The sequence below is a fragment of the Tabrizicola sp. T74 genome, from assembly GCF_057219935.1.
Window position 1 is genome coordinate 1,036,966 of the sequence record NZ_JBXVVT010000001.1, and the last position, 26,856, is coordinate 1,063,821.

Here is a 26,856-nt window from a genome sequence, read left to right on the forward strand (position 1 = left end):
GCTAATGCGGCGCTATCTGGTCAACCCTATCAATTATCTGGTCGAACTTTTCAAAAGTCTTTCCTTGTGCTCTTAGTCGAGAGACAACCTGTAGGACTGCGAAGGGTGTCTTGCAGATGTCGTCTCTATGCAGACCGAACTCGGCAGCAATTTCGTCAAAGGTTTTGTCATACGCCTCACCGCAGCAATCTTTCAAGTACCTCTCAAGGTTAGTGCTAAACGCAGCGAAACGATCGAAGCATCCGTCTGGGTATTCCTGTGGTTCAGCAACACCACAGATCGTCTGGATGTACTTGTTCACTTTCGTCTTCTTATCGGCAGAGTTTGCATCAGAATCGAAAACAGCATATGTAGGGATGCCGAGCTTATTGAAGATGAACAGTGGCTTATCCATTTTTGTCTTGCCGTCTACTGACGCAACCAGAATCCCTTCCGCCAAATGGTCACGCCCTGCTGAACGATAGGCGCCTTCCAAAATTGCTTTGTCGGTCAGTCCCTCTACTAGAATTAGCTTGCTTGCAAAGAACCCTTCACAGACTTCACGGGAGAAGATGTGTAATTTTGCGAGGAATGCTTCCTCAGTCATCGGGTCCTTTTGAACAAGTTGCGCGAAGAAGCTTGCGCATTCAGAAACGGAAAGTGCAGCGACGCTATGAACAAGCTCTCCCCCAACATCCTCCCGCCTAACGATGCGCGCTGTGTGAAACTTGTGAATGTCCAAGAACTTCTCTGAGTGCGTAGCGAACACAACTTGAAATCTTATGCCAGTTGCGGCGTTGAAACCCTCGCAGAGTCTGCGAAACGCGTCACTTACGAGCTTCTGCTTGTGAGGGTGCTGATAGATCTCTGGCTCTTCAATTAAGAGAATAATATCACTCTGCGGTGCTGCGAATTCCTCTTGGCCGGGTTGCGCGGTGCTCGTAGCAAGGAACTCCACAACTGAGAATAGCGCTGCACGCTGCAAGCCGTGACCAACATGCGTTAAAGCACTAAGAAATCCAGCATCCTCGACCATAATTGCTGGTTGGGGGAAGGCAAACCTCACACTCTCTTCGGATTGCCAATCCGCGAAGAGCCTAGAATCGCTGTAATAGCGCTTTATTGCCCCGGTGAGTCTCTCGCTAATCTGCGCCAACTGAGGAAAGTTGTCCGGTGAAACTAGTCCATCATAGTTTGCCTTTGTCTGCTCAATGAAATCCTTCACTTCTTGTCGGTTCTCATAGGTTTGGCGGGCGATATCCGCAAGAAGTAGGATGATTGGGCTCTTCTTGGCGTCCGCGGTTTCCTCGGAAACATTTGCCACCGCTGGTACGAAGTGTAGGCCTGTCTTCTTTTTTAGCTTTCCGTTAGCGACATTCGGCGCTCCAAAGAAACCCCTAACATAGACCGACTCGAGCTTATCTGGGTTTGCCGCTTCCCACTGGGACATGTTCTCCAACGCTTGGTCTGAAGATGTTACCTTAGAAAGCCCCTCGACTTGTCCAACTAGCTCGTTGTAGGCATCCCGTTGCTTTGATTTGCTGGATTCGGCTCTGATCGGGGCAAAGGCCGGAAAAGCCTTTGCGCGAACACTGTAGCTAAGATTACTATCCTTGTCGCTGGAAAGTGTCCGTGAAACTGACAGTTTTCCTTCGATTACTGCCCCACCGAACTCCTCAAGCTCATCGGGTGTCAGGTTGTCGAAGGTCACAGTTACTTCAATCGATTCTGCCTCACGCTTGTAGAAGTCATCAGGTGTAACTCTAGGAGCTGCTTCGAAGAAAAGCCTGAGAGCATGTAGGAAGGATGATTTACCCGCGTTATTGCTTCCAATAAGAACAGTAACGTCATCGAAATCGATCTTGGCTTCTCGTATCGACCTAAAGCCAGAAACCTCAAGCGCCCGAATCTGCATATCGTGACTCCACTAAATGGAGCTAATCTGCTTACTCTTCCTCCCCGTGTCTAGAGCTTGCTTTACTCTACGTTAAGCATATTCTGGGCAAAACTTAAAAAACCCCTAACGTCCGCGACCATCCCTTTGTAATCAAAGCGAAATCCGGAAATGTCCACCGTGGACACCCCTCACCAGTGAGGCGGGCGGACGTTCGCTTCCGGGGCCTCCCCCCGCAGGGCCTCCTCCTCCGCGGCCCGCTCCATCAGCAGCCGAACCCGCCGCTCCAGCCCCGCGATCTCGGTCGCCTGCCGGGCCACCACGTCCGACAGGTCCTCCACCGCCCGGATCAGGTGGGCCACCTTCTCTTCCAGATCGACCGACCCCATCCTACCCCCGCTTGCCGCCTCTCCCCCCATCCGATACACGGACGGCGATCAAAAGCGAAGGTCCCGCCATGGCCGACAAGCCCCCCCGCCGCCCCCGCGCCGAGACCCCGAAGGGATTCCGCGACTACTTCGGGGCCGAGGTCACCGAACGGAAAGCCATGCTCGACCGCATCGCCGGGGTCTACCACCGGTACGGGTTCGACCCGCTGGAGACCTCTGCCGTGGAAACCGTCGAGGCCCTCGGCAAGTTCCTCCCCGACGTCGACCGCCCCAACGAGGGCGTCTTCGCCTGGCAGGATGAGGACGCCGACTGGCTGGCCCTCCGGTACGACCTCACCGCCCCCCTCGCGAGGGTCGCCGCCCAGTACCGCAACGACCTCCCCAGCCCCTACCGCCGCTACGCGATGGGCCCCGTCTGGCGGAACGAGAAACCGGGTCCGGGAAGGTTCCGCCAGTTCTACCAGTGCGACGCGGATACGGTCGGCTCCGCCTCGGTCGCCGCCGACGCCGAAATCTGCGCCATGCTCGCCGACGCCCTGGAAGAGGTCGGCATCCCCCGCGGCGACTACGTGGTGAAGGTGAACAACCGGAAGGTCCTGAACGGCGTGATGGAGGTCGCTGGCCTTGCCGGAGACAACAAGCATGCCGAACGCGGCATCGTCCTGCGGGCCATCGACAAGATCGACCGGCTCGGTCCCGACGGGGTGCGGGCTCTCCTCGGAGAGGGCCGCAAGGACGACAGCGGCGATTTCACCAAAGGGGCGGGTCTGTCCCCCGAGCAAGCCGAAGTCGTGATGGGCTTCACCACCGCCAAGCGCGACACGGGGGCCGAAACGGTCGCACGGCTGCGGGAGTTGGTGGGCGGTTCGGCGATCGGGGCCGAGGGCGTCGCGGAACTCGAAGCTATCGCGGCCCTGCTGGAGGCCCAGGGCTACGGACCCGACCGGATCGTGCTGGACCCCGGTGTCGTCCGCGGCCTCGGCTACTATACAGGCCCGGTCTACGAGGCGGAGTTGACCTTCGAGATCCTGGACGAGAAGGGCCGCAAGCGGCAGTTCGGCTCGGTGGCCGGGGGTGGACGGTACGACGGGCTGGTGAAGCGGTTCACCGGGCAGGATGTGCCGGCGACGGGGGTCTCGATCGGGGTGGACCGGCTGCTTGCCGCGCTCCACGCGAAGGGGCGCGTCTCGGGCGATGTGGCAGGGCCGGTGGTCGTCACGGTGATGGACCGGGACCGGATGGCCGACTACATGGCGATGGTGGGGGAGCTTCGGCAGGCGGGCATCCGGGCGGAGGTCTATCTGGGCAATCCGAAGAACTTCGGCAACCAGCTGAAGTATGCGGACAAGCGGGCCTCTCCGGTCGCGGTGATCCAGGGCGGGAACGAGGCCGCTGCGGGGACGGTGATCCTGAAGGACCTGATCCTCGGTGCGAAGATCGCGGAAAGCGCGACACTGGAGGAGTGGAAGGACCGACCGGCGCAGGTCGAGGTCGCCCGCGGTGACTTGGTGGTGGCAGTGCGAAAGATGCTGGGGCAATGACCCCCAAGGCCGCGATCCGGGCTGAAGGGGAGCGGCTCCTTCAGGCATTCGTCCAGGCCGGCGCGGTGCCGGTCGAGGCGGATGTCCTGCAACCGGCGGGGACGCTGCTGGACCTGTATGGCGAGGATATCCGGGCGCGGGCCTATGTGACGGATGACCCGGTCCGGGGCGAGATGATGCTGCGGCCGGACTTCACTGTGCCGGTCGTGCAGGCCCACATGGCGCATGGGGCGGAGCCGGCGCGGTATGCCTATCTGGGCGAGGTGTTCCGCAAGCAGTTGCGTGGGTCGGGGCGGGCATCCGAATACTTGCAGGTGGGGTATGAGGTTTTCGACCGTGCCTCACCCGAGGCGGCGGATGCCGAGGTGTTTGCCCTTTTCCGTGACCTGCTGGCCGGTCTGAGCCTGCGCCCGGTAACTGGGGATATCGGCATCCTGATGGCCGCTGTAAGGGGGCTGGAGACGACGGAACGGCGCAAGGCGGCGCTCTTGCGGCATGTCTGGCGGCCGGTGCGGTTCAAGGCATTGTTGGATCGGTTTGCCGGACGGGCTCCGGTACCGGCGGGGCGGGTGGCTTTGCTTGACCGGCTAAAGGCCGGGACGCCGGATCAACTGATCGACGAAGCGGGGACTTTCGTGGGCCTGCGCTCTGCAGAGGAAATTGCGGCGCGGGCCGAGGCGCTGGTCGCGGATGCCGAGACTCCGCCGATCAAGGCGACCGAGGCGGCGCTGCTCTATGATCTCCTCAGCCTGGAGGCCCCGGCGGGTCATGCGCTGAGCCATCTGCGCGGGATCACCCCGATGCTTCCGGCCATTGGCCCGGCGGTGGATCGGTTCGCGGCGCGGTTGGACGCGCTGGCGGCACGGGGCGTGGATGTCTCGACCCTGGCGTTTGAGGCGAGCCACGGGCGGACGGCGCTGGAGTATTATGACGGGTTCGTCTTCAGTTTCCTGAAGGACGGGATGCCTCCGGTCGCCAGTGGGGGCCGCTATGACGCACTGACGGCAGTGCTTGGACAAGGGGCCTTCATCCCGGCAGTGGGTGGGGTGATCCGGCCGGGTCTGGTCGCTCGGCTGAAGGGGGCGATATGATCCGGATCGGGGTGCCGTCCAAGGGGCGGCTGATGCAGGACACCTTCGACTGGTTTGGCGCGCGCGGAGTGGTGATGAAGCGCGCGGGGTCGGATCGGGAGTATTCCGGCGTGGTCGAGGGCATCGAGGGTGTGGTTCCGGTGCTGCTTTCGGCGGGTGAGGTCCCGCGCGAGCTGGCAGCAGGGAGGATCCATCTGGGGGTCACGGGCTCGGACCTGGTGCGCGAGCAGCTGGGCGAGGACGAGGTGGCCGAGGTCGCGAAGCTCGGGTTCGGGCAGGCGGACCTGGTGATCGCGGTGCCGAACGTCTGGATTGATGTCGAGACGGTGGACGATCTGGATGCCGCAGCGGCGGGGTTCCGCAGGGCGCACGGCCACCGGCTGCGGATTGCCACGAAGTATCACCGGCTGGTGCGGGATTTCCTGCAAGCGCAAGGGGTTGCGGATTACCAGCTGGTCGACAGCCAGGGCGCGACCGAGGGGACAGTGAAGAACGGGACGGCGGAGTGCATCGCCGACATCACCTCGTCCGGTGAGACGCTGCGAGCGAACCACCTGCGTATCCTGAGTGACGGGCTGATCCATTCCAGCCAGGCGGTGCTTTGGGCCTCGCGCGTGGCGGACTGGTCGGCGGAGGATCGTGCGGCTTATGCGGGATTGGCTGTGAAGCTGGGGGTCGGGGCGCAGCCCGTCTGACCCCGCTCGTCGGTCGACTTCGTCCCTCCTCGCTGGCCCCCCGCGACGAGAAGCCGAAGGCGCGCGAGGAGCCTACCGTCGCGCCAGCGTGACCCCGATCCCGGCAAGCGCCATCCCGGCCCAGGCGAGGGGCGGCATGGCTTCGCCGAGGAGCGGCCAGGCGAACAGCGCCGACAGCGGCGGGACCAGGTAGAAAAGGGCCGAGACGCGGGCGACCTCTCCGGCCCTGATCATCGCGAGGAGAAGGGTGATCGAGATCAGCGAATTGCCGATCACCAGATAGGCGAGAGTTGCCCACAGCTCGGGCGTCCAGTCGGCCTGCAACCCCTCGGTCGCAAGGGCGAGCGGCAAGGTGAAGACCGCGCCGACAGCGTACTGGATCAGGTTGGCGGGGACCGGATGGGTCGTCACGCCGAAGCGCTTTTCGTAAAGCGTTGCGGCGGTCATGCCGATGAGGCCCCCGACCGCCGCCAGGAGCCCAATCAGGGGTTCATGCGCGATATCGGAGCGGGCGAGGATCACCGTGACGGCCCCCGTCAGGCCGAGGGCGAGGCCGATCCAGCGGAGGCGGCTGACGGTCTCGCCAACCATGCGGGGCGCGATCAGGCTGACGAGGATCGGCTGCAGGCAGACGATGATCGCCACCCCGCCCGCCGAGACGCCGGATTTAAAGGCGATGTAGCACAGGCCGAAGTAGGCGACCTGGATCAGGAAGCCCACGATGGCGATGTCCCAGGCGGCGCGACCCCTCGGGAAGTCCGGTTTCAGCAGGGGGACGAGGGGGAGGAGGACCACGACGGCGATCAGGTAGCGCAGGGCCAGCAGGGTGAAGGGTCCGGCGTGCTGCAGACCGATCTTGGCGATGGCAAAGCCCGCGGACCAGAGGAGAAGGAAGATGATCGGCGCGGCGAGGAGAAGCGGGCGGGGCATGGCGCAAGTCATGGACCTGCCGTACAGGAATGAAAAGCCCGTTGACCTTTTCTGCCTCCGCCTACCTTACCGGGCAGCAACCATGGAGACTGCGATGATCCGCCTCACCGCCCTTGCCCTTCTGGCCCTATCCGCTCCGGCCTTTGCCGAAACCATGGCGACTGGGGCCGAGATCACTGCTGCGATCAGCGACAACACGGTGCAGGGGAGCATGACGGCAAGTGGTGCCTACACCGAATTCTATGCGGCTGACGGCGCCATCAAGGGCGACGGCTACTCCGGCACCTGGACGGTCGAGGGCGACACGATGTGTTTCGACTACGGCGAGGGCAAGGACTGCTGGGGCGTCCGCATCGACGGCGAGGCGGTGACCTGGGTACAGGATGGCGTGGAAGGCGGCACGGGCACCATCGTCGCGGGGAACCCGAACAACTACTAGTGCAAGCCCAATTCGGCCAGCGCCTGCGCCAGTTTCGGCGGTAGCGGATCGTCCTTGGCGCGGCCTTTCGGCAGGTCGCGCGGGGCGTCTTTCGGGTCAAGGTAGCGCCAGCCCTGGAACGGCCTCCGGGGGGCAGCTTCGGTGCGGATGACATCAAGGTCCAGCACCAGTGCACAGCGCGGAATACCGTCGCCCAGGTTGACCTCCTGCAGGTCGGTGATCCGCTGGCGGCACAGGATCACGCCCTTGATGACCCAGTAAAGCGAGCCTTCCAGGACATCGGCCTCGCGCTTGGGCCACATGCGGGTGACGTGGATCGCGCGGCCTTCGGGCCAGTGCGGGCGCTGGCTGCGCTGCCAGTCCAAAAGGTCCTCGACCGAGTCAGCGCCGACGCAAAGCTTCAGGAGATGTATCATGCGGCGAAGATAGCCGCCGGCAGGACGAGTGCAAGGCCGGGTCCAGAGGTGCCGGAAGGGGCGAGTGGACTAGCGGTGCGTGGCTGGCGCAATCAACGCTGCCCTTTGACCCTGGTATCGGGCACGTGCACCCAATAACTGGCCCAGGTGACCGGGCCAGCGCCATGCTGTGATGGTTGCGCTTAGCGGCTGTTACTCTGCACCAAGAACCAGAACCCAGGTCTTGTTTCCGCCATTTCCAGTAACGCCAAGGCCAAAGTCCTCAAACGCGGGATTGATGTTGTTGCCATGGTGTCCGGATGAGCCTGTCCAGTCAGCCATCACCGACGTCACGGTCTGCTGGCCACGGGCAATATTCTCGGCGATGGCCGTCGGGATGTAGCCCTGAGCCCTTGCGCGGTCGCCCACGGTCGAACCGTTCGTTCCGGTATGTGAGAATCGGTTGTTCGCCACGAGATCAACAGCATGGCCCTGCGCTGCCCGGCCAAGGCGGGCGTCATATGTAACGTTCTGTGCACCGTTCGCAACGCGAACATTGTTCAGCAGCACTTCAAAGCTGTTGTTCTCCGGGGCCGGGGGCGCGGCCGTCGGAGGGGGCGTCGTCACCACCCCTCCGCCAGACCCGGTCGATGAGCCCCCGCAGGCTGGCAACGCCGCAATGACAACAATGGCCGCGAATTTCCGCATTGGTCTCTCCTGCTTGACAATCCATCTGCGATTACGCAGACAAATTTGACAATTTTGAGATTGCGCAGACAAATATCTCATGTCCAGACGCCCAGGAACAACTCTAGCGTGTGGGCTGGTTTCCGCCGTTCTTGCCCTTGGCCTGCTGTCCGCATCGCCCCTGGAGGCGCAGGAGGCAGGCGAACCAAAGCCGGAATTTGTCGCGGCCTTGACCCGCGCTGGCGAACTGCTCGACTCGGGTCGCCCGATGGCCGCGCAGTGGTGGATCAGGCGGGCTTTTCGTCATGCCCGGGGGCCTGAAGATGAGGCAGTCTTGCGCGAGGCCTATGCCATCGCCGCCGAAGCCAACCCGATCACGCTGAATGTCTGGGCGAACGTTGCGCCGACGGACAACGTCAACAACGGGGCAGAGTCCGAGTTCTTCTCGCTGGGCGATATCCTGCTGATTTTTGACCCCGCCAGCGTGGCGCTGTCTGGCACCGAATACGCGGCCAGCGTCGCGTTCAGCTACCGGTTGGCCAAGTCCGACCGCGCTGTAACCAGCCTTGGGGTCAATCTGTATGGGCGCACCTACACCCTGTCCTCGGCAGCGCAGGCCGCAGCCCCGGACGTTTCGGGCAGCGACTACGCCCTGGTGATGGGCGAGGTGTTTTTGCGCCAGCAACTGTTCCTGGGGCAAGACCTTGGGCTGACCACCGTGTCGCTGCATCGCGGGCAGATCGACTATGGCGGCGAGCCGCTGTACCGCTATGCAAAGGTCGCCGCGCAGCAGGATTTCCAGCTTGGCCAAGGCGCGATGTCGATCGGGTTCGGGCTTGAGGATCAGGTCAGCCAGAGCATAGACCGCGCCGATGCCCGGGTCTACGACGGGCGGATCAGTTACGCCCAGACGGACGGCAATGGGGCGCTGTGGCGCTGGACGCTGTCTGGCCGCAAGACCGATTCGGATCTGAGCACTGACAGTTTCGACGAGCTGCGAGGTGGAGTGAGCGTCAGCCCGGCGTGGCGGCTGCTGGGTACAGCCCCGACGTTTTCGCTGGAACTGGGTGGCAAGCACTACGATGAATTCGTGCTTTCCTTTGATGGACGGCGCGACCGTTTTGCCAGCCTGGGGGCCAGCCTGGTGTTCGAACAGGTTGCCGTGATGGGGTTTTCGCCCGTCCTGTCGGTGAGTGCCACGCGGACGCGGTCGAACGTCGCGCGCTATGACACCTCCGAATTCAGGGCCAGCCTGGGCTTTCAGTCACGCTTCTAGGGTGCAGCTAGCGGCGCCAGGGGTGACCGTGCTTGCGGCGACCCGGGCGCGCGAAGGCGGCAGCCTCTCGTTGACCCGAAGGGGTTCGGGGCGTATCTTGGGTCCTTCGTTCCAGTTATCCACAACAGACAGAGAGATTCGCCCCATGTCGCGTTTCGACACCCCCATTGCCGAACAGATCTGGGACATGAAGTACCGCTTCAAGGAGGCGGACGGCACGCCCATCGACGGCAGCGTCGAGGACAGCTGGCGGCGGATCGCCCGTGCCCTTGCCGAGGTGGAGAAGGACCCCGCGAAGTGGGAGGCGGAGTTCTATGCCGCGCTGGAAGGCTTCAAGTTCCTCCCGGCGGGCCGGATCACGGCGGGGGCGGGGACGGGGCGCAGCGTGACGCTCTTCAACTGCTTCGTCATGGGCACGATCCCGGACACGATGGAGGGCATCTTCACTGGCCTGAAAGAGGCCGCTCTGACCATGCAGCAGGGCGGGGGGATCGGCTACGACTTCTCCACCATCCGCCCGCGCGGGGCCGAGGTGAAGGGCGTCGCGGCGGATGCAAGCGGCCCGCTCAGCTTCATGGACGTCTGGGACGCGATGTGCCGGACGATCATGTCGGCGGGGTCGCGCCGGGGCGCGATGATGGCGACGATGCGCTGCGACCACCCGGATATCGAGGCCTTCATCGAGGCCAAGCGCGACCCGGCCCGCCTTCGCATGTTCAACCTTTCCGTCCTGGTGACCGACGCCTTCATGGCCGCCGTCAAGGCCGACGGCCCGTGGGAGCTGGTGTTCGGCGGCAAGGTCTACAAGACGGTCGAGGCCCGCGATCTGTGGAACAAGATCATGCGGTCGACCTTCGACTATGCCGAGCCTGGGGTGATCTTCATCGACCGCATCAACGCGATGAACAACCTCGGCTATGTCGAGACCATCGCCGCCACCAACCCCTGCGGCGAGCAGCCCCTGCCGCCCTATGGCGCTTGTCTCTTGGGGTCGATCAACCTGGCGACGCTGGTCTGGTATCCGTTCGAAGACAAGGCGCATGTCTGCAAGACCGATCTTGCCAAGCTGGTCCGCACTGCCGTCCGGATGATGGACAACGTGGTGGACGCCTCGCGCTTTCCCTTGCCCGAACAGGCGGCAGAGGCGCAGGCCAAGCGGCGGATCGGGCTGGGGGTCACCGGGCTGGCCGATGCGCTTCTGATGTGCGGGCTGCGCTATGGCTCGGACGAGGCGGTGGCCGCGACCGAGGACTGGATGCATGCCATCGCGCGCGAAGCCTATCTCGCATCGGTCGATCTGGCGAAGGAGAAAGGCGCGTTTCCGCTGTTTGATGCGGAGGGCTTCCTCGCCTCGGGCAACATGCAGCAGATGGACGCCGATGTCCGCGAGGCAATCGCCCAGCACGGCATCCGCAACGCGCTCCTGACCTCGGTCGCGCCGACCGGGACGATCTCGCTTTACGCCGGGAACGTCAGCAGCGGCATCGAGCCGGTCTTCGCCTATGCCTATACCCGCAAGGTCCTGCAGAAGGACGGCTCCCGGACGGAGGAGGAGGTCGTCGACTATGCCGTCCGCCTCTGGCGCGAAAAGCATGGCGACAAGCCGCTGCCTGACCATTTCGTCAACGCCCAGACCCTGCCGCCGCTGGACCACGTCCGGATGCAGGCCGCGGCGCAGAAATGGGTGGATTCGTCCATCTCCAAGACCATCAACTGCCCCGAGAACATCAGCTTTGACGCGTTCAAGGAGGTCTACATGGCTGCCTGGGACCAGGGCTGCAAAGGCTGCACGACCTACCGGCCGAACGATGTGACGGGGTCGGTGCTGACCGTCAGCGAAAAGCAGACCGCCCCCGTGGCGTCACAGCCGGTGACGGGGGGCGAAGTGGTGTACCTGTCCGAACCCCTGGACCGCCCCGCCGCGCTGGAAGGGCAAACATACAAGGTCAAATGGCCGGGCTCGGAACACGCGCTCTACATCACCATCAACGACATCATCATCGCCGGCCACCGCCGCCCGTTCGAGGTGTTCATCAACTCCAAGAACATGGAGCATTTCGCCTGGACCGTGGCCCTGACCCGGATGATCAGTGCGGTGTTCCGGCGGGGTGGGGACATCTCCTTCGTGGTCGAGGAGCTGAAAGCCGTCTTCGACCCCCGCGGCGGGGCCTGGATGGAGGGTCGGTATATCCCGTCCATCCTCGCCGCCATCGGCGGAGTGATCGAGCGCCACCTGATCGACATCGGCTTCATCGAGGGCGAGGGGCTGGGCCTGAAATCCGACCCCAAGGCCGAACTGCTGCGTGTCGGAGAGGCGCCTAAAGGGAAGGCCTGCCCGTCCTGCGGGAGCTATGACCTGCGGATGGTGGAGGGGTGCCTGACCTGCGGGTCGTGCGGGCATTCGAAGTGTGGGTGATGAATTGAGGAAGCCACTCAAGATACCCAGTCGCTCTTCAAGCATCACGAACGCATTCGTTCAGTCAATAATTCCTTTCGATCCACCGTCTGAGGCTGATAAGGCCGAAGTTCTTGCGTTCTTCGGCCAATCTTCAGGCGAGATGACGTGTGTTTACTGCGGCAGTTCCGCAAATGACTGGGACCACTTGCTGCCTCTCGTTAGAAACAAGAGGCCAACGGGCTTCTTTTCGGGGAAGGGCAATGTCGTACCCGCATGCGGGAGATGCAATCAATCCAAGAGTGGACAAGATTGGGAAAAGTGGGTCAGGGGTGATTCCAAGAACTCTCCAAAGTCGCGCGGAGTCAAAGACTTGGAGCAGAGAGTAGATCGCTTAGCTCGATACGTTGAAGCCTATCCGCAATCCGCTGAGAATCTGGAAGAACTAGTCGATTCAGGCTTGTGGGCTGTATACTGGTCGAAGCTCGGCGAAATCCATGAATCGTTAAGAGCTGCTCAATTCCTTGCAGACGAAATCGCTGGGCAAATTCGAGAAAGCCGGTTTCGATCTCGACGTTAAGAATTGGCTTGCTACTTCACCCCATCCGTTCTCGCCACGAAATCCGTTAACTGGGGCACCTAGTCCTCTGGCCCCGCCACAGTAAGCACGGAGAAGGAAAGGCACTGCCTTTCCCCGCGCTGATGCCCAACGGTGACGCAAGACCGGTTGAACCAAGTGCAACACCGTCCGGCCCCTGCCCGGGCGGGGGAGAAGCCCCCGCCGAGGGGCGGGCGGGGGCTGGACGGAGGCTTTGGGCCTCCGCCCGGTTCCTTCAACTTGACGTAGGAAGTGGCAGGGGCGATGGCCCCTGCCAGATCGGGCTTTGACCTACTTCGCCCCGTTCGCCCGCGCCACGAAATCTACCAAGTGGGGCACATAGTCCTCCGGCCCCGCTCCGCCCTGCGTCGCCGCCCCCGCAAAGCTGTTCTTCGCGGCGCTCGCCATCGTCGTCGTGACGGTGGCGGAGTTGGCCATGCTCTCGAGATAGCGCATGTCCTTGTAGGCGTTTGACAGGGAAAAGCGGTGGCCCTCCAGCGCGTGGCCCATAAAGGTCTTGTAGATTCCGCAGTCCATCCGGCCCTCGACCCCCTTACAACCCACTCCGCGGCAGGCTTGCCGGTTGGCCGTTCCAGGTGCCGGTCAGGCTGACGGCCTCGTCGGCGCGGTTGTTGTGGTAGCTCAGGCGTCCGGTTTGGCTGCCTGACACGGTCAGGTCCAGCATCAGCCCATCCGCCCCGTCTTCGGTCGCCACGTCGCTGCCCGTGCCATCCACCGTGATCTCGGGCCAGAACCGGCAGGCGGCAAAGCTGTAGGCGGTGCCCTCCTCCGTCGCCGTGGCCGACAGGGTGCCGCCCAGCGGGCAGCCGAAGGTGGTGGGGTGCTGGCCGTCCCAGCCGGCCAGGGGGATGAAGCTTGCAAGCTCGGTCTCGACGGCCCGGGCGACGGTCAGGGGGTCTGACTGCTGGGCGGGGTCGGTCAGGGTCAGCGGCTCGTAGGGCGCCGTCGGCTCCTGTTCGCACAGCTGTTCGCGCGCGGTGGGCAGCGTGCCGTCGTACATCAGCGCCTGCACGATGGTGTCGGGGCAGGCAAGGCCCCGGCCCCAGATCACATGCGGCCCGCCCGCCATGAACACGCCATAGGCATTGGCGGCATTGTCCAGCACCGAGTAGGCCATCGAGATCGGCGTGATCGGGTCGCGGTCGCCGTTCAGCACCAGAGTCGGCCAATCACCCCCGGCGTAAGGCGCGGGTCGCACCGCCGGACCCTGGTGTGGCCAGAGGGCGCAAGCCACGCGTTCCAGGTAGTAGGACCGCAACAGGCGCGGCGCTTGGGGCGCGAAGGCCTGCGCCTCGTCGAGGATGCGGCGGGCGCGTTCTTCGGGGGTGCCCGGGCCGCTGTCGTAATCGGTGCAGGTGATCGCGTAATAGGCAGCACCGTACCAGCCCGGATCCTCGAACCCGATTTCGGTCTCGGCGTCGATATAGGCGTTCACATAGCCAAGCTGCAGGATCGGCACCAGGTTGCCCTGCCGGGCCGCGGCCAGGGTGCGCAGGTATTCCGCCCTGCCTTCGGGGGAATAGAGCGCGTAGAAGGCGTTCATTTCCAGAAGGCCGGTGGTCAAGAAGCGCGTGGCGGTGGTGCCGTCGGCCAAGGGATAGGCGACGGGGATCGGGGCCTCGGCCGCCCGGCGCGCAAGGTCGTCATGCGCGGCGGCGGCACCACCCGGGAAGTCCCGGGCGCAGGCGGGCAGCGCGTCACACAGGGCGAAGGTTTCCGCCAGCAAAGCTTCGGCCGCCAGGGTGTAGCGGCGGTAGAAGCCCTCGGCATCCAGGGTCAGGTCGACCACCCCGTCAAGGATCACGCCACGAACGGCGGTCGGGAACTGGGTGGCATAGGCCTGCACGAACTGGGTGCCGTAGCTTTCGCCGTACAGCCAGACCTTCGGCGCGCCGAGCGACTGGCGGAACAGCTCGGAATCGCGGATCGCCTGGTCGGTCGCCACCACTGGTAGCAGGGCATCCGCGTCAAGCTCGGCAATGCAGCCGGTCACATAGTCCTGCGCGGTGCGAAGGATCGCCTCGGGGTCGTCCAGCGAGGTTGGTGCGGTGTCGAACCGGGCTTGGGCCCTGGGGCAGGACAACCCGTGCACTGACCCTATCCCGCGCTGGTCGACAAAGACGATGTCCATGTTTTCGACGAGGCTCGGGTCGAAGGCGGACAGGTAGGAATCTGCCGACGCGATCCCCGATCCGCCGGGCCCTCCGACGAAGTAGAACAGGATGCCGCGGCTCTCGTTGGTGGCAAAGGACAGCGCGAAGGTGATTTCCAGCGTCTCAGACGGGTCGTTGGCGCGGTGGTCCAGCGGGACGGTCAGTGAGGTGCAGGTCAGGTTGCTGAGGTCGCAGGGAAACAGGTCCAGCCCCGAGGCGGCATCTTGCAGCGAGATTTCGGCATGGGCAGGTCCGACGATAAGCCCCAGGGCTAGGACGAGGTGACGCATCGGGGCCTTTCCGTTCGCGCGAGGGTCGGCGGCGGCTGCCCCCGGTGGAATGCGCAGGCTAGTGCGACGGGATGCTTTGGCCAAGGGGGTAGCGATGGCCCGCGCCGGCTTCACCATGCGGTGATGCACGGATCGGTGATTGGACCCGCCCCTTGGGACCGGCAGAGGCTGGCCTCGCCAAAGGGATGGAGGTCCGGGATGCGGAGTTTGGTGCTGGTGCTGCTGGCGGCTTTTGCCGGGACGGCGCAGGCCGAGACGGCCATCGTTGCGGGCGGCTGCTTCTGGTGCGTGGAATCGGATTTCGAGAAGGTCGCCGGGGTCAGCGAGGTTGTCTCGGGCTATACCGGCGGCGACTTGCAGAACCCGACCTACCGCAACCACGAGGGCCACTACGAGGCGGTCGAGATCACCTTCGATCCGGCGGTCATCAGCTATGACGAGCTGATCGCCAAGTTCCTGCGCTCGGTCGACGTGCTGGATGCAGGCGGGCAGTTCTGCGACCGGGGTGATGCCTACCGGACAGCGATCTTCGTCCAGGACGCGGCGCAGCGGAAGTCGGCCGAGGCGGCGGTGGCAAAGGCGGGACAGGTGCTGGGCCAGACAGTCGTGACCCCGGTCCTGGATGCCGGGACCTTCTGGATCGCCGAGGACTATCACCAGGATTACTACAAGTCCTCCGAGATCGTGCTGACCCGCGCCGGCCCGAAGAAGAAGGCCAATGCCTACAAGTTCTACCGCGATTCCTGCGGCCGGGACGCAAGGGTACGCGAGCTTTGGGGCGCCGAGGCGCTGTCGCACTAGGCTAGCGGCGGCAGACCGACAGCTGCGCGCAGGTCCGGGGCGCGGATGTCAAGCTCCTGCCCGGCCAGGGCGTCGGCGGCGGGGGTGCAGAGCCAGGCGATGGCGCGGGCGGGCTGGTCGACGGGTGCAAGGTCGGCGCGCGGGATCTTCGAGACTGGGTTGATGCCGCTGGCCCGGATCGCCCCTTGCATGTCGGTGTCCACCACCCCGGGTGCAAAGCCGAAGATGCGGATGCCCTGCGACCCATATTCCAGATGCACCGACCGGGTGAGCATGGCCAGGCCCGCCTTCCCGGCGCAATAGGCGGACCAGCCTTCTTGCGGTCTGTGTGCGGCACCCGAAGAGATGTTGACGATGGTCCCGCCGCCCTTTGCAACCATGTGCCGTAAGGCGCGTTGAGTAGCGTGGAAGACCGAAGTGAGGTTGATGTCGATGCTGGTGGCCCAGTCTTCAGCCCCGATATCCAGGATGCGGCCGATGGGCGCGATGACGGCGGCGTTGTTCACCAGGATGTCGAAGGGCTGCTCCAACAGCGTGGCCATCGCCTCGCGGTCGGTCATATTCGCCAGGTGGCCGGTGGCGGGGATGTCGCCAAGCTCGCGCTGGGCGGCGGCGATGTTGGCGGCACTACGGGCGGTGAAATGGACGGTCGCCCCGGCGCTGGCCAGGGCGCGGACGGTCGCAAGCCCGATGCCGCGATTGCCGCCGGTCACAAGGGCGGTCTTGCCGGAAAGCTGCATGGCGGTCTCCTGTCCTGCTGGCCTCCAGTCTGCGGCGGAGGCGCGCCACTGTCCACCGGGGATGGGTTGACCTTGGCCAGCGCGGGGCAGAGGGTCGCCGGAAAGGAGAGACCGTTTTGCGCAAGCTGTTGATGATCCTGGTGCTGGCCGGCTGCTCGGCGCGGGGTGAGTTCACGATGGCCCCAAACGGGCTGGCAGGCGGGACGCCCGAGACGATCTTCGTCGGCACGACGCGGATGAAGGATGGCGAGATCTACGCCTTCGGTCGATCGGATGAGCCCGCGTTCCTGCGCTATGACGTGGCGATCCCGCCGGACCGTGAGCCGGGCGAGGTGAACTGGCCGCCAAGGGTTCGGCAGCCGGACGGCAAGCGCGACTTCCTGACGCTGGATCAGCGTGACTTTGATACGGGCGATGATTTCAGCAGGGCCCTGCGGGCCGCGATGAAGCTGCGCGGGCAGACCGATGCGGTGGTCTATGTCCACGGCTTCAACAACACCATGGCCGAAGGCGTGTACCGGGTGGCGCAGATGCACCACGACCTGAAGGTGCCGGGGGTGGCGGTGCATTACGCATGGCCCTCGCGCGGGTCGGCGCTGGGCTATGTCTACGACCGCGATTCGGTGCTGTTTGCGCGGTCCGGCTTCGTCTCGCTTCTGGACGAGGTCGAGGATGCGGGCGCGCGCGAGATCATCATCGTCGCGCATTCCATGGGGGCGTTCCTCACGATGGAGGGGCTGCGGCAGATGGCGCTGAAGGACGGCCCCGGTGCGCTGGACCGGATCAAGGGCGTGGTGCTGATCGCGCCGGACCTGGACCTGGATGTGTTCCGCGCCCAGGCGAAGGATATCGGCAAGCTGCCCGAGCCCTTTGTGATCTTCGGCAGTTCCCGCGACCGGGTGCTAGGCCTGTCTGCCACCCTGTCGGGAACAGGGGACCGGCTGGGCAACATGGACAGCGTGGCCAAGATCGCAGAGCTGAACGTGATCTATCTGGATACGGCGGCCTACAATACGGGGGACGGCCACCTGAACCTGGGCGAGAACCCCGCGCTCCTCAGCCTGTTCGGCGGGCTGGTCGGAATTTCTGATGCCTTCACCGCCGACGCCCGGGCGCGGGTTGGCCTGTTGCCAGGGCTGGTGCTGACCGTGCGAAACGCGACCGAGATCGTCCTGAGCCCCGTGGGCGCGATTGCCGAAAGTCGACCCCGCCCGGTCCCCCGGTAAGCGGTCAGCGGCGGCGCAGGTAGACGTAATAGGCTCCACTGCCGCCGTGCTTCAGATGCGCCTCACTGATCTGCAGCACGACGGGACCCAACGGCGGCAGGTTCAGCCAGTGCGGCACCTGATGGCGCAGCGCGCCCATGCGGTGCGGGATCGGGCCATTGTCTTCACGCCGCTTGCCCTTGCCGGTGATGACCAGAACCAGCCGCAATCCGGCGGACTGTGCGTTCAGGATGAAGCGGATCAGTTCGGGGTGCGCCTCGGCCAGCGTCATCCCGTGCAGGTCGATCCGCGCTTCGGGGGCCAGCTTGCCGCGGGTCATCTTGGCGTGGATGCCCGCGTCCATCCGCAGCGGGGCCTGGCCGAGGAGATCGGGCAAGCTGGGTGCCACGTCGCGCTTTTCCGGGGCGCGGTGCTTTTCGCCCAGAAGGAAGGGTGACAGGCGGGGTTTCGCGTGGGCGAGGGGCGGTGGTTCTGGGGCGGGGGGCGGTTCGGGCAGGTGCAGCTTTGGCGTGTGCAAGGGCCGGGCGGTCCGTGCGACGCTGCGCCAGAGGTCGGCTTCCTCGGGCGAAAGGTGGCGGCGGCGGGGCATCTGACCTATTCGTCGTCCAGCATCGCGAAGGCGCGGTCGATGGGCAACAACAGGACCATCCGGCCGGGGTCTTTGACCGTCCCAGCCGCATCGCCCGCATCCTTGCCGGTGCCGTAGAAGATGTCGGCGCGCTGCATGCCCTTGATCGCGCCACCGGTATCCTGCGCGACCATCAGGCTGCGGATCGGGCGGCGACCGTCCTTCTCGATCCAGACCGGCGCGCCCAGGGTGGTGAACTTGGGGTCGATGGCCACCGACCTCAGCGCGGTGATCGACCGGCCCATGGCGCCGATAGGTCCGTCTTCGGGGTTCAGCGTGCCGATCTTGCGGAAGAAGACATAGGACGGGTTGGTGTCCAGAAGATCGCGCCCCGTGGTGGGATTGCTGCGCACGTAACTCGCGATTTCCGGGGCCGAGACCTGGTCCATCGTATGCGTGCCGCGGCGGACCATTTCCTGCCCCACCGACCGGTAGGCATGGCCGTTCTTCCCGGCATAGCCCACGCGAACCACAGAGCCATCCGTCATCCGGATCCGGCCCGAACCCTGGACCTGCAGGAAGTACACATCGACCGGGTCGTCCAGCCAGGCGATCTCCAACCCGCGCCCGGCAATCGCCCCACCTTCGATGGCCGCGCGGGTGTGGTAGGCCACGCCATCGCGCAGTTCCGGCGGGCGGGCGTAGATCGGGTACTTGAACCGGCCCGTGCGGGTGGGCGAGCCGTCAAGCTCGGGCTCGAAATAGCCGGTGAAGAGGGCAGGGGGATTGCCCACCACCACCGGCTTGAAGAAAAGCTCAAAGAAGCTGCGGGCCGAGGCATCGTCCTTCGGCACATCCGCAGCCATTGCGCAGATCGGTTTCCAGTCGGGCTGGTCGATCAGGTCGCAGGTCTGCAGGAACGTGGTCAGCGCAGCAAGGTGGTCGTCGTCCAACCAGCCGTCGAGCGATTCAAAATCCAGCACCTCGGCGCGGGGTGGTGAGGCGGTCATCAGAACCGCCGCAACCGAAAGGAGGACCAGGGACCCGCGCATCCCAACGCGTCAGTCGCCGGTTGCGACAAGCTGCCAGTTCGGGTCGTCCGACCCCATCTGGCGGGCGAAGGTCCAGATGTCGCGGGTCTTCTTGACCTCACGCGGCGAGCCTTCGACGATTTCCCCCGCCTTGTTGCGCACGACATAGGTCTGGTCGGCGACAAAACGGACCGAGATTTCGCCGAACCGGCTTTCGGGGGTGAAGGTCGCATCGTGCAGGGACAATTCCTTGATCCCAAGGAAGTTCGCCTCGATGGTCAGCCCGTCAACCTCGCGCTGGGTGATGGCTTCGGCGAAGCTCGCCTCGACATCATCCGACAGGAAGGGGCGGATGCGGTCCAGCTCGCCCTTCTCGTAGGCCGTAAGGATCATCTCATAGGCGCCGCGCGCGCCCTGCAGGAAGGGGCCGACGGTAAAGCCGGGCTCGGCCTTCTTCATCTCGGCCAGCGCGCGGGCGGCGTCAGAGCCTTCGGCGACATGGTCGGTGATGTCGCGGTCCGGCCCGCCCTCGATCACCTCGAAGTCACGGCGGACGCGCGGGCGCAGCTCTTCCAGCGGAATCGGCGGCTTTTCAAACCCCTCGCGCGTTCCAAGCACCGAACGCAGCTTGAGGATTAGGAAGATCGCGATCCCGGCAAGCACCAGGAGCTGGATCAAGGAGCCGTTCATTGCTGACCTCTGAACCTTTGTTGTTCCGTTGGATTGGGCACGGTTTGACCCTATGTAGGGTGGGGGCCCGCCGAAGTCTACCACAAGGGCGGAAGATCGGACGGGCGGAGAGCGGTGATGTGGATCGTCCTTGGAATTCTGGCGCTTCCGCTGGTGGAGATTGCGCTTTTCGTGACGCTTGGGGCGTGGCTGGGCCTGTGGCTGACACTGGGCTGGGTCGTGCTGACCGCGGTTCTGGGCGTGCTGTTGCTGAAATCGCGGGCCGTCTCTGGCGCCCGGGTGGCGCGGCAGGAGTTCGTCGAAGGCTTCCGGGGCCGGATGGCCGACGACCCGTTTTCGCCCGTCGTGCATCAGGGCCTGATCGCGGCGGCGGCGGTGCTGTTGATCCTGCCCGGGTTCTTTACCGACGCGCTTGGCCTTCTGCTTCTTCTGCCGCCGGTGCGGGGGCTGCTGATCCGGCTTGCCGTGCGCCGGATGAAAGGGGTGACCATCATCACCCGCGAACACATCGAGTGACCCCTGTCCCCACCTGACTTGTCGTGGTGTGGCTGGACTCGACTGGATGCAAATGCAAGTGTTCCGGCCAGACGGGCCACAGGCGGTTCGGCAGATTTGGTCGCCGCCAGACCGAAGGCGTCGCAGACTGCCATTGCGGCGGCAGCCCGGGTGCAGCAAAATCGACAACGAACGGCGGCAAAGACCGCCCAGGGAATGGTCAGGGAGGCGCTATGCGATACCACACCCCAACTAGCTTTGCCGATGCGGCCGCGATTGCGGCGGGGGCGTCTGGCACCCTGCGGTTTCTGGCGGGAGGCACGGACGTTCTGGTGCAGATGCGCGCCGGGATGGTGCAGCCGGATGACCTGATCGACCTCAAGCACATCCCGGGCGTCGACAAGATCGAGCGCACCAAGGACGGCGGCTGGCGAATCGGCGTCGCGGTGCCGGGGATCGTAATGGGCGGCCATGCCGAGTTGGTGGCGGACTGGCCGGGCGTCGTGGAAGGGATGAACCTGGTGGGGTCCACGCAGGTGCAGGGCCGGGCGACGCTGGCGGGGAACCTGTGCAACGGCTCTCCTGCCGCCGATTCGGTACCGGGGCTGTATGCTGCCGGGGCGATGGTCACTGTGACCGGGCCGAACGGGTCGCGGGACATTCCGGTCGAGAAGGTTCCTGCTGGGCCGGGGAAGACCAATCTGGCGAAAGGGGAAGTGATTTCTTCGATCACCCTGCCGCCGCGCGGGAAGAACGGCGGGGACTGCTACCTGCGCTTCATTCCCCGGACCGAGATGGACATTGCTGTCGTCGGCTGCGCGGTCAGCCTGCGTTTGGACGGGGACAAGGTCGTCGAGGCGCGGGTTGCGCTTGGCGCGGTGGCTCCGACGGTGCTGCTGTCCGAAGCCTGCGCCAAGGCGATCATCGGCACGACGCTGGACGACGCGGCTTTGGCGGCGCTGGCCAAGGCGGCAGAGGGTGAGGCGAAGCCCATCTCGGACAAGCGCGGGACGAAGGAGTTCCGGATCGACGTGGCAGGTGTTCTCGCTCGCCGGGCAGCCAAGATCGCCTATGACCGGGCGAAAGGAACAAGCAAATGAGCAAGATTCACGTCACCACCACCGTCAACGGCGACCCAGTGGAGTTCCTCGCCGACCCGCGCGAGACGCTTCTGGATGCGCTGCGGAACCATCTGGACCTGACCGGCACCAAGGAAGGCTGCGGCACCGGCGACTGCGGGGCCTGTTCGGTCACCGTGGATGGGACCTTGGTCTGCTCCTGCCTGATGCTGGCGGCGGAAGCAAACGGCAAGCGGGTGGAAACCATCGAAGGTATGGCCAAGGAAGAGCTGCACCCCTTGCAGCGCAAGTTCATCGAACATGCGGCCCTGCAGTGCGGGTTCTGCACTCCGGGGATTCTTGTCGCGGCGAAGGCTTTGCTGGAGCGGAACCCGGACCCGACGGATACCGAGGTGCGGTATTGGCTGGCCGGGAACCTGTGCCGCTGCACGGGCTATGACAAGATCATCCGCGCCGTTCAGGACGCGGCGGCGGAAATGCGTCAGGAACATCGGGGAGCTGCGTGATGGCACGGGATGATGTGAAGACTGGCTACAAGTACGTCGGCACCCGGCCCAACCGCCCGGATGGGTTGGACAAGGTGACAGGGCGCGCCCGGTACGGCGCGGACTTCTCCCTGCCGGGGATGCTGCACGCCGCCGTGGTACGGTCGCCCCATGCCCATGCGCGGATCGTGAAGATCGACGCGTCCAAGGCGCTGGCGCTGGAAGGCGTGAAGGCCGTGGTCACGCGCGCCGACCTCCCGACGGGCCTGACGGGCGAGGACCTGAACCTGCAGGACAACACTCTGGCCGGGGAGAAAGCTCTCTACGACGGCCACGCGGTGGCAGCGGTGGCGGCGACTTCGGCCCTGCTGGCGCAGGACGCAGCACGGCTGATCGAGGTGACCTACGAGGTCCTGCCGCATGTGACCGACGTCGATGCGGCGATGGCCCCTGGCGCTCCGGTGATCCGTCCCGGTGTGGCGGACTATTCGGTGCCGGAAGGGATGCATGGCAACGTCGCCCGCTACATGGAGTTCGGGCACGGCGATGTGGACGCGGGCTTTGCCGCTGCCGACATCGTCCGCGAATACACCTACAAGACCGAGGCGACGCATCAGGGCTACATCGAACCCCACGCGGCGGTGGGTCAGATGGGCGAAGATGGCCGGGGCGAGATGTGGGTCTGCACGCAAGGCCACTGGTACATCCGCCGGATGTCTGCGGCGGTCCTCGGGATCGAGGCGGCGAACCTGCGGGTGACCCCGTCCGAGATCGGCGGCGGCTTCGGCGGCAAGACGACGATCTTCATGGAGCCGCTGACTTTGGCCCTGTCGAAGAAGGCGGGCGGGCGGCCGGTGAAGCTGGTGATGTCGCGCTCCGAGGTGCTGCGGGCAACCGGGCCGACGGCCAGCGCGTCGATGGACGTGAAGCTCGGCATGAAGAAGGACGGCACGATCACCGCCGGCCAGGTCTATTTCCGCATGCAGGGCGGGGCCTTCCCCGGCATGTCCCCCATCGGCGAGGCACTGCCCTGTGCCTTTGCCTGCTATGACATTCCCGCGCTGAAGCATGAGGCGGTGGAAGTCATCGCCAACCGCCCGAAGGCCGCGGCCTACCGCGCCCCGGGCTCACCGATGGCGGCCTTTGCGGTGGAAAGCCTGGTCGACGAGATGTGCCGTGAGCTGGGTCTCGACCCCATCGAGGTGCGGCTGAAGAACGGGGCGAAGAACGGGTCCAAGTCGTCCTACGGGCCGGTCTACAACGTGATCGGTCTGCAGGAAACGCTGGAGGCCGCGAAGGCGCATCCGAACTACAAGATCCCCCTGGGCAAGAACCAGGGCCGGGGCGTCGCCTCGGGCTTCTGGTTCAACCATGGCGGCGAGACCTCGGTTTCGCTGGCGGTGGGTGAGGACGGGACGGCCACGGTGATGATCGGCACGCCGGACATCGGCGGCAGCCGTGCCTCCATCGGGCTGATGGTCGCGGAAACGCTCGGTATCCCGTATGAAGACGTCCGGGTGAACGTGGTGGAAACCGGTGCGCTAGGCGTCAACGAACCAACGCACGGCAGCCGCGCGACCTTTGCCAGCGGCAAGGCGGCGGTTCTGGCGGCCGGGCAGGCGATCAAGGAGATGTGCAAGCGCGCGGCGGCGGAATGGGAGATCGATCCCGAGGCCGTCGAGTGGAAGGATGGTGCTGCGCACCCGGCTGGCCCCAATGCGGGCAAGTTCCCACCCATGTCGATTGGCGAGATCGGGTCGAAGATGGGCGGCTCGGGCGGGCCGATTTCCGGCCACCACGAGGTGACGGCCTCGGAAGGCGTGGGCGCAAGCTTTGGCACCCATGTCGTCGACGTTGAGGTGGACCCGGAGACAGGGCGGACCACGGTGCTGCGCTATCTGGTGGTGCAGGACGCAGGGACGGCGGTACACCCGGCCTATGTGGAAGGCCAGTACCAGGGCGGGGCGGCGCAGGGCATCGGCTGGGCGTTGAACGAGGAGTATGTCTATGGGCAAGACGGGCGGCTCCAGAACCCGGTGTTCCTGGACTACCGCATCCCCGTGGCCAGCGACCTGCCGATGATCGACACGGTGATCGTCGAGGTCCCGAACCCCGGCCACCCCTACGGCGTGCGCGGCGTGGGCGAGACGGGGATCACCCCGCCGCTGCCGGCCATCGCAAGTGCCATCGCGGGGGCCACGGGCGCGCGGATCCGCAGCCTGCCCTGTTCGCCGCCGAAGGTGCTGGCGGCGATCAAGGCCAACCGGGCGTAATGCCGAAGGTCCATCTCTGGGCCAGCCTGCGGCGCTTCGCCGACGGGCAAGAGGTGGTGGAGGTGGACGCCGCGACCGTGGGACAGATGCTGGATGCGCTGGAGAAGGCGAATCCGGGTCTGGGGCCCGCGATCAAGGCGGGGTTGTCGGTCGCGGTGGACGGCGAGGTGATCGCCAACAACCGCGCGGCGCCGGTCAAGGCGGACAGCGAGGTCTTCCTGCTGCAGCGGCTGAAGGGCGGCTAAGGGCGCACGATTTTTCGGCGAAAAATCGTTCTCGAAATTACGCAGAAATTTCGTGGCGCGCTACAGGTAAGCCTTGGCCAGCCACCCGATTGCGAAGGCCACAACGGCCACCAAGGGCCAGATCACCCAGCGGATCGAGCTTGGCGGGCGCGGCGGCAGCGTCGCGGGGTTCCCGGCGCGGATCAGCTGAGCCTCGACCAGCGCAGGCAGCTTCGGGCCAAAGCGCGCCAGCACGCGCGCAGTTTTCACCAGATCGCGCAAGACCGCCTTCGGCCCCACATTCTCGCGGATGTAGCGTTCGACGATGGGGCTTGCGACCTGCCAGATGTTGATGTGGGGGTCGAGCCCCCGCGCGACGCCCTCCACCACCACCATCGTGCGCTGCAGCAGGATCAGTTCCGTCCGCGTCTCCATCCCGAACCGCTCGGTCACCTCGAAGAGATAGGCGAGGAGGCGCGCCATCGAGATGCGGCTGGCGTCCATGCCGAAGATCGGCTCGCCGACCGCGCGCAGCGCACGGGCGAATTCGTCGATGTCACGGTCGGCGGGGACGTAACCGGCCTCGAAATGCACCTCGGCCACCCGGCGGTAATCCTTGCGGATGAAGCCCATCAGGATCTCGGCATAGACGCGGCGGGTGTATTCGTCGATGCGGCCCATGATCCCGAAGTCGTAGGCGATGATGTCGCCATTGGCCGCGACCTTCAGGTTGCCCTGGTGCATGTCGGCGTGGAAGAACCCGTCGCGCAGTGCGTGGTTCAGGAACAGCTGCAACACGCGCGCACCCAGGACCCGGCGGTCATGCCCGGCGGCATCGATCAGCGCGTTGTCGTTCAGCCCGATGCCCTCGGCCCAGCCGAGCGTCATCACGTTGCGGCCCGACAGGAACCAGTGCGGCTTTGGCACCTGGAAACCTTCGTCCTTCTCGGTATTCGCCGCGAACTCGGCGGCGGATGAGCTTTCCAGCCGCAGGTCCAACTCGGCCATCACCACGCCCTCGAAGTGCTTGATGACTTCAACGGGCCGCAGACGGCGGGAAAACGGCGCCAGCCGTTCGATCCAGCGGGCCGCAAGGTAAAAGGCGTCGATGTCCTTGCGGAAAGCGCGCTCGATCCCCGGGCGCAGCACCTTGACCGCGACCTCCTCGCCTGTGTCGGCCAGCCGCGCCCGGTGCACCTGGGCGATGGAGGCCGCGGCAACGGGTTCGGAGAAGTCGGAGAAGAGCGTAGAGACAGGAAGCTCCAGCTCTGCCTCGATCATCTTCTTGGCGGTTTCGTTCGGGAAGGGGGGCAGCTTGTCCTGCAGGTATTTCAACTGCTGCGCCAGCTCGTCGCCGACGATGTCGGGACGGGTGGACAGGATCTGGCCGAACTTGATGTAGGCCGGGCCAAGCGCGGTCAGCGCGCGGGTGGCGGGCGGCAGCTCGGGGTCGCCCTTCAGGCCCAGCCACTTGAACGGCCAGCCCAGCATCCGCGCGGCAAAGCGCAGGCGGGGCGGCGCGCGGAAGGCTTCCAGCACCACGTCCATGGCGCCCGTCCGCTCCAGCGTGGCGCCGGTCCGGATCAGCCGGATGATGTTGTGGGGTCCCTTCAAATGCCGCACTCCGGACGGCTCTTCGCGTCCCTTCGGTCGCTCATCGCGGGGCGACACAGCGAAGAGGGACCGAACGGGACCGATGAGCGGCGCGTCATCACAGTTTCCAGCCGGAATGGAGGGCCGCGATGCCCATGGTCAGGTTGCGGTACTTCACCTGGCCGAACCCGGCTGCGCGGATCATGGCCGCAAAGGTCTCCTGGTCCGGAAACTTGCGGATCGATTCGACCAGGTACTGGTAGGACGCGCGATCCCCGGCGATCACCTGGCCCATCACCGGGATGATGTTGAAGGAGTAGAGGTCATAGACCTTCTGCATCAGGTCGTTCGGGATCTGGCTGAACTCCAGCACCATCAGCCGCCCGCCGGGTTTCAGCACCCGGTAGGCCTCGGCCAGGGCGTCGGGAATGCGGGTGACGTTCCGGATGCCGAAGGAAATCGTGTAGACGTCAAAGCTGTTACTTTCAAACGGCAGCGCCATCGCATCGCCCACGACCCAGTCGAGGCTCGCCGCCAGGCTTTCCGCCTCGGCCCGCTTGCGGCCTTCGATCAGCATCGGCTCGGTCATGTCGCAGACGACCGCCGTCGCCCCGGGCGCGCGCTTCAGGAAGCGGAAGGCCACGTCGCCCGTCCCGCCCGCCACATCCAGAAGCCGCTGGCCGGGCCGGGGCGCCAGCCAGTCCATCATTGCGTCTTTCCACAGCCGGTGGATGCCCAGGGACATCGCGTCGTTCATGATGTCGTATTTCGAGGCCACGCGGCTGAAGACACCATGCACCATCCCGGCCTTTTCGGCCTCGGGCACGTCCTGAAATCCGAAGTGGGTGGTCTTGTCCGATGCCTTAGTCATTCAGAAT

At 65.0% G+C, this 26,856-nt stretch carries 26 protein-coding genes; 13 read left to right on the forward strand and 13 right to left on the reverse strand.

All coding sequences use genetic code 11. The annotated features are described in order from the left end of the window. Nucleotide 1 precedes the first annotated feature (1 nt). Nucleotides 2-1,894, reverse strand: coding sequence for an ATP-dependent nuclease (locus AC2EAL_RS05430; RefSeq protein WP_484723147.1), 1,893 nt, complete (start codon nt 1,892-1,894; stop codon nt 2-4). 170 nt (nt 1,895-2,064) lie between these two features. After that, nucleotides 2,065-2,262 (reverse strand): SlyX family protein, encoded by a 198-nt coding sequence (locus AC2EAL_RS05435; protein ID WP_137109680.1) that lies wholly within the window; start codon nt 2,260-2,262, stop codon nt 2,065-2,067. Nucleotides 2,263-2,330: 68 nt separating this feature from the next. On the opposite strand from AC2EAL_RS05435, the gene hisS reads away from it, so the two are divergent. The 3 genes from hisS to hisG are packed head-to-tail and all read left to right on the forward strand — an operon-like array spanning nt 2,331 to nt 5,589. After that, nucleotides 2,331-3,803, forward strand: a complete 1,473-nt coding sequence (gene hisS, locus AC2EAL_RS05440; RefSeq protein ID WP_484723148.1) for a histidine--tRNA ligase — start codon at nt 2,331-2,333, stop codon at nt 3,801-3,803. Continuing rightward, the gene (locus tag AC2EAL_RS05445; RefSeq protein WP_484723149.1) at nt 3,800-4,894 is read left to right on the forward strand and encodes an ATP phosphoribosyltransferase regulatory subunit; all 1,095 of its coding nucleotides are present in this window, start codon (nt 3,800-3,802) and stop codon (nt 4,892-4,894) included. Before hisS ends, AC2EAL_RS05445 begins: the two co-directional genes overlap by 4 nt. After that, a complete protein-coding gene (gene hisG / locus AC2EAL_RS05450; RefSeq protein WP_484723150.1) occupies nt 4,891-5,589 on the forward strand; it encodes an ATP phosphoribosyltransferase in 699 nt (232 codons plus the stop codon). The genes AC2EAL_RS05445 and hisG overlap by 4 nt, the downstream gene beginning before the upstream one ends. A 72-nt stretch (nt 5,590-5,661) precedes the next feature. Here the strand turns inward: hisG and AC2EAL_RS05455 are convergent, their stop codons facing one another. Further along, entirely contained in the window at nt 5,662-6,519 is an 858-nt protein-coding gene (locus AC2EAL_RS05455; protein ID WP_484723151.1) for a DMT family transporter, read from the reverse strand. 94 nt (nt 6,520-6,613) lie between these two features. On the opposite strand from AC2EAL_RS05455, the gene AC2EAL_RS05460 reads away from it, so the two are divergent. Beyond that, nucleotides 6,614-6,958: a hypothetical protein gene (locus AC2EAL_RS05460; protein ID WP_484723152.1), complete on the forward strand. Its 345-nt coding sequence runs from the start codon at nt 6,614-6,616 to the stop codon at nt 6,956-6,958. Here the strand turns inward: AC2EAL_RS05460 and AC2EAL_RS05465 are convergent. Together AC2EAL_RS05465 and AC2EAL_RS05470 are read right to left on the reverse strand one after the other, a co-directional pair. Continuing rightward, nucleotides 6,955-7,374 (reverse strand): DUF1489 family protein, encoded by a 420-nt coding sequence (locus tag AC2EAL_RS05465; RefSeq protein ID WP_484723153.1) that lies wholly within the window; start codon nt 7,372-7,374, stop codon nt 6,955-6,957. The two genes, AC2EAL_RS05460 and AC2EAL_RS05465, sit on opposite strands and share 4 nt — an antisense overlap. A 192-nt stretch (nt 7,375-7,566) precedes the next feature. Continuing rightward, a complete protein-coding gene (locus tag AC2EAL_RS05470; protein WP_484723154.1) occupies nt 7,567-8,061 on the reverse strand; it encodes a CAP domain-containing protein in 495 nt (164 codons plus the stop codon). A 79-nt stretch (nt 8,062-8,140) separates the two neighbouring features. On the opposite strand from AC2EAL_RS05470, the gene AC2EAL_RS05475 reads away from it, so the two are divergent. Then, entirely contained in the window at nt 8,141-9,316 is a 1,176-nt protein-coding gene (locus AC2EAL_RS05475; RefSeq protein WP_484723155.1) for a porin family protein, read from the forward strand. A 145-nt stretch (nt 9,317-9,461) separates the two neighbouring features. Continuing rightward, on the forward strand, nt 9,462-11,732 hold the full coding sequence (locus AC2EAL_RS05480; protein WP_484723156.1) for an adenosylcobalamin-dependent ribonucleoside-diphosphate reductase: 2,271 nt from the start codon (nt 9,462-9,464) through the stop codon (nt 11,730-11,732). Nucleotides 11,733-12,600: 868 nt separating this feature from the next. On the opposite strand, the gene AC2EAL_RS05485 is transcribed toward AC2EAL_RS05480, so the two are convergent. Continuing rightward, the gene (locus AC2EAL_RS05485; protein WP_484723157.1) at nt 12,601-12,846 is read right to left on the reverse strand and encodes a hypothetical protein; all 246 of its coding nucleotides are present in this window, start codon (nt 12,844-12,846) and stop codon (nt 12,601-12,603) included. 16 nt (nt 12,847-12,862) lie between these two features. Then, complete coding sequence (locus tag AC2EAL_RS05490; RefSeq protein WP_484723158.1) at nt 12,863-14,773, reverse strand: alpha/beta fold hydrolase; 1,911 nt, start codon at nt 14,771-14,773, stop codon at nt 12,863-12,865. A gap of 198 nt (nt 14,774-14,971) precedes the next feature. Here AC2EAL_RS05490 and msrA point away from each other — a divergent pair, with 198 nt between their 5' ends. Further along, nucleotides 14,972-15,574 (forward strand): peptide-methionine (S)-S-oxide reductase MsrA, encoded by a 603-nt coding sequence (msrA, locus tag AC2EAL_RS05495; protein ID WP_484723159.1) that lies wholly within the window; start codon nt 14,972-14,974, stop codon nt 15,572-15,574. Here the strand turns inward: msrA and AC2EAL_RS05500 are convergent. After that, a complete protein-coding gene (locus AC2EAL_RS05500; protein WP_484723160.1) occupies nt 15,571-16,314 on the reverse strand; it encodes an SDR family NAD(P)-dependent oxidoreductase in 744 nt (247 codons plus the stop codon). The genes msrA and AC2EAL_RS05500 overlap by 4 nt on opposite strands. A 116-nt stretch (nt 16,315-16,430) precedes the next feature. Here AC2EAL_RS05500 and AC2EAL_RS05505 point away from each other — a divergent pair, with 116 nt between their 5' ends. Next, nucleotides 16,431-17,540 (forward strand): alpha/beta hydrolase, encoded by a 1,110-nt coding sequence (locus AC2EAL_RS05505; protein ID WP_484723161.1) that lies wholly within the window; start codon nt 16,431-16,433, stop codon nt 17,538-17,540. A gap of 4 nt (nt 17,541-17,544) precedes the next feature. Here the strand turns inward: AC2EAL_RS05505 and AC2EAL_RS05510 are convergent, their stop codons facing one another. From AC2EAL_RS05510 to AC2EAL_RS05520, 3 genes are read right to left on the reverse strand one after another with little or no spacing between them, the layout of a single operon-like run. Beyond that, nucleotides 17,545-18,129: a Smr/MutS family protein gene (locus tag AC2EAL_RS05510; RefSeq protein ID WP_484723162.1), complete on the reverse strand. Its 585-nt coding sequence runs from the start codon at nt 18,127-18,129 to the stop codon at nt 17,545-17,547. Nucleotides 18,130-18,134: 5 nt separating this feature from the next. Next, a complete protein-coding gene (gene mltA / locus AC2EAL_RS05515) occupies nt 18,135-19,160 on the reverse strand; it encodes a murein transglycosylase A (protein WP_484723163.1) in 1,026 nt (341 codons plus the stop codon). A gap of 9 nt (nt 19,161-19,169) precedes the next feature. Then, nucleotides 19,170-19,829 (reverse strand): Tim44/TimA family putative adaptor protein, encoded by a 660-nt coding sequence (locus tag AC2EAL_RS05520; protein ID WP_484723164.1) that lies wholly within the window; start codon nt 19,827-19,829, stop codon nt 19,170-19,172. 117 nt (nt 19,830-19,946) lie between these two features. On the opposite strand from AC2EAL_RS05520, the gene AC2EAL_RS05525 reads away from it, so the two are divergent. From AC2EAL_RS05525 to AC2EAL_RS05545, 5 genes are all read left to right on the forward strand, one after another. Beyond that, the gene (locus AC2EAL_RS05525; protein ID WP_484723165.1) at nt 19,947-20,345 is read left to right on the forward strand and encodes an FxsA family protein; all 399 of its coding nucleotides are present in this window, start codon (nt 19,947-19,949) and stop codon (nt 20,343-20,345) included. A 212-nt stretch (nt 20,346-20,557) separates the two neighbouring features. Continuing rightward, nucleotides 20,558-21,424 carry an FAD binding domain-containing protein gene (locus AC2EAL_RS05530; protein WP_484723166.1) on the forward strand — a complete coding sequence of 289 codons (867 nt, stop codon included), beginning with the start codon at nt 20,558-20,560 and terminating at the stop codon, nt 21,422-21,424. Continuing rightward, nucleotides 21,421-21,909, forward strand: coding sequence for a (2Fe-2S)-binding protein (locus AC2EAL_RS05535; RefSeq protein WP_374429437.1), 489 nt, complete (start codon nt 21,421-21,423; stop codon nt 21,907-21,909). The genes AC2EAL_RS05530 and AC2EAL_RS05535 overlap by 4 nt, the downstream gene beginning before the upstream one ends. Continuing rightward, nucleotides 21,909-24,161: a xanthine dehydrogenase family protein molybdopterin-binding subunit gene (locus tag AC2EAL_RS05540; protein WP_484723167.1), complete on the forward strand. Its 2,253-nt coding sequence runs from the start codon at nt 21,909-21,911 to the stop codon at nt 24,159-24,161. The genes AC2EAL_RS05535 and AC2EAL_RS05540 overlap by 1 nt, the downstream gene beginning before the upstream one ends. After that, nucleotides 24,161-24,406 carry a MoaD/ThiS family protein gene (locus tag AC2EAL_RS05545; protein ID WP_484723168.1) on the forward strand — a complete coding sequence of 82 codons (246 nt, stop codon included), beginning with the start codon at nt 24,161-24,163 and terminating at the stop codon, nt 24,404-24,406. The genes AC2EAL_RS05540 and AC2EAL_RS05545 overlap by 1 nt, the downstream gene beginning before the upstream one ends. Nucleotides 24,407-24,466: 60 nt before the next feature. On the opposite strand, the gene ubiB is transcribed toward AC2EAL_RS05545, so the two are convergent. After that, nucleotides 24,467-25,999, reverse strand: coding sequence for a 2-polyprenylphenol 6-hydroxylase (gene ubiB, locus AC2EAL_RS05550; RefSeq protein WP_484723169.1), 1,533 nt, complete (start codon nt 25,997-25,999; stop codon nt 24,467-24,469). 97 nt (nt 26,000-26,096) lie between these two features. Then, nucleotides 26,097-26,849, reverse strand: a complete 753-nt coding sequence (gene ubiE / locus AC2EAL_RS05555) for a bifunctional demethylmenaquinone methyltransferase/2-methoxy-6-polyprenyl-1,4-benzoquinol methylase UbiE (RefSeq protein WP_484723170.1) — start codon at nt 26,847-26,849, stop codon at nt 26,097-26,099. Nucleotides 26,850-26,856 lie beyond the last annotated feature (7 nt).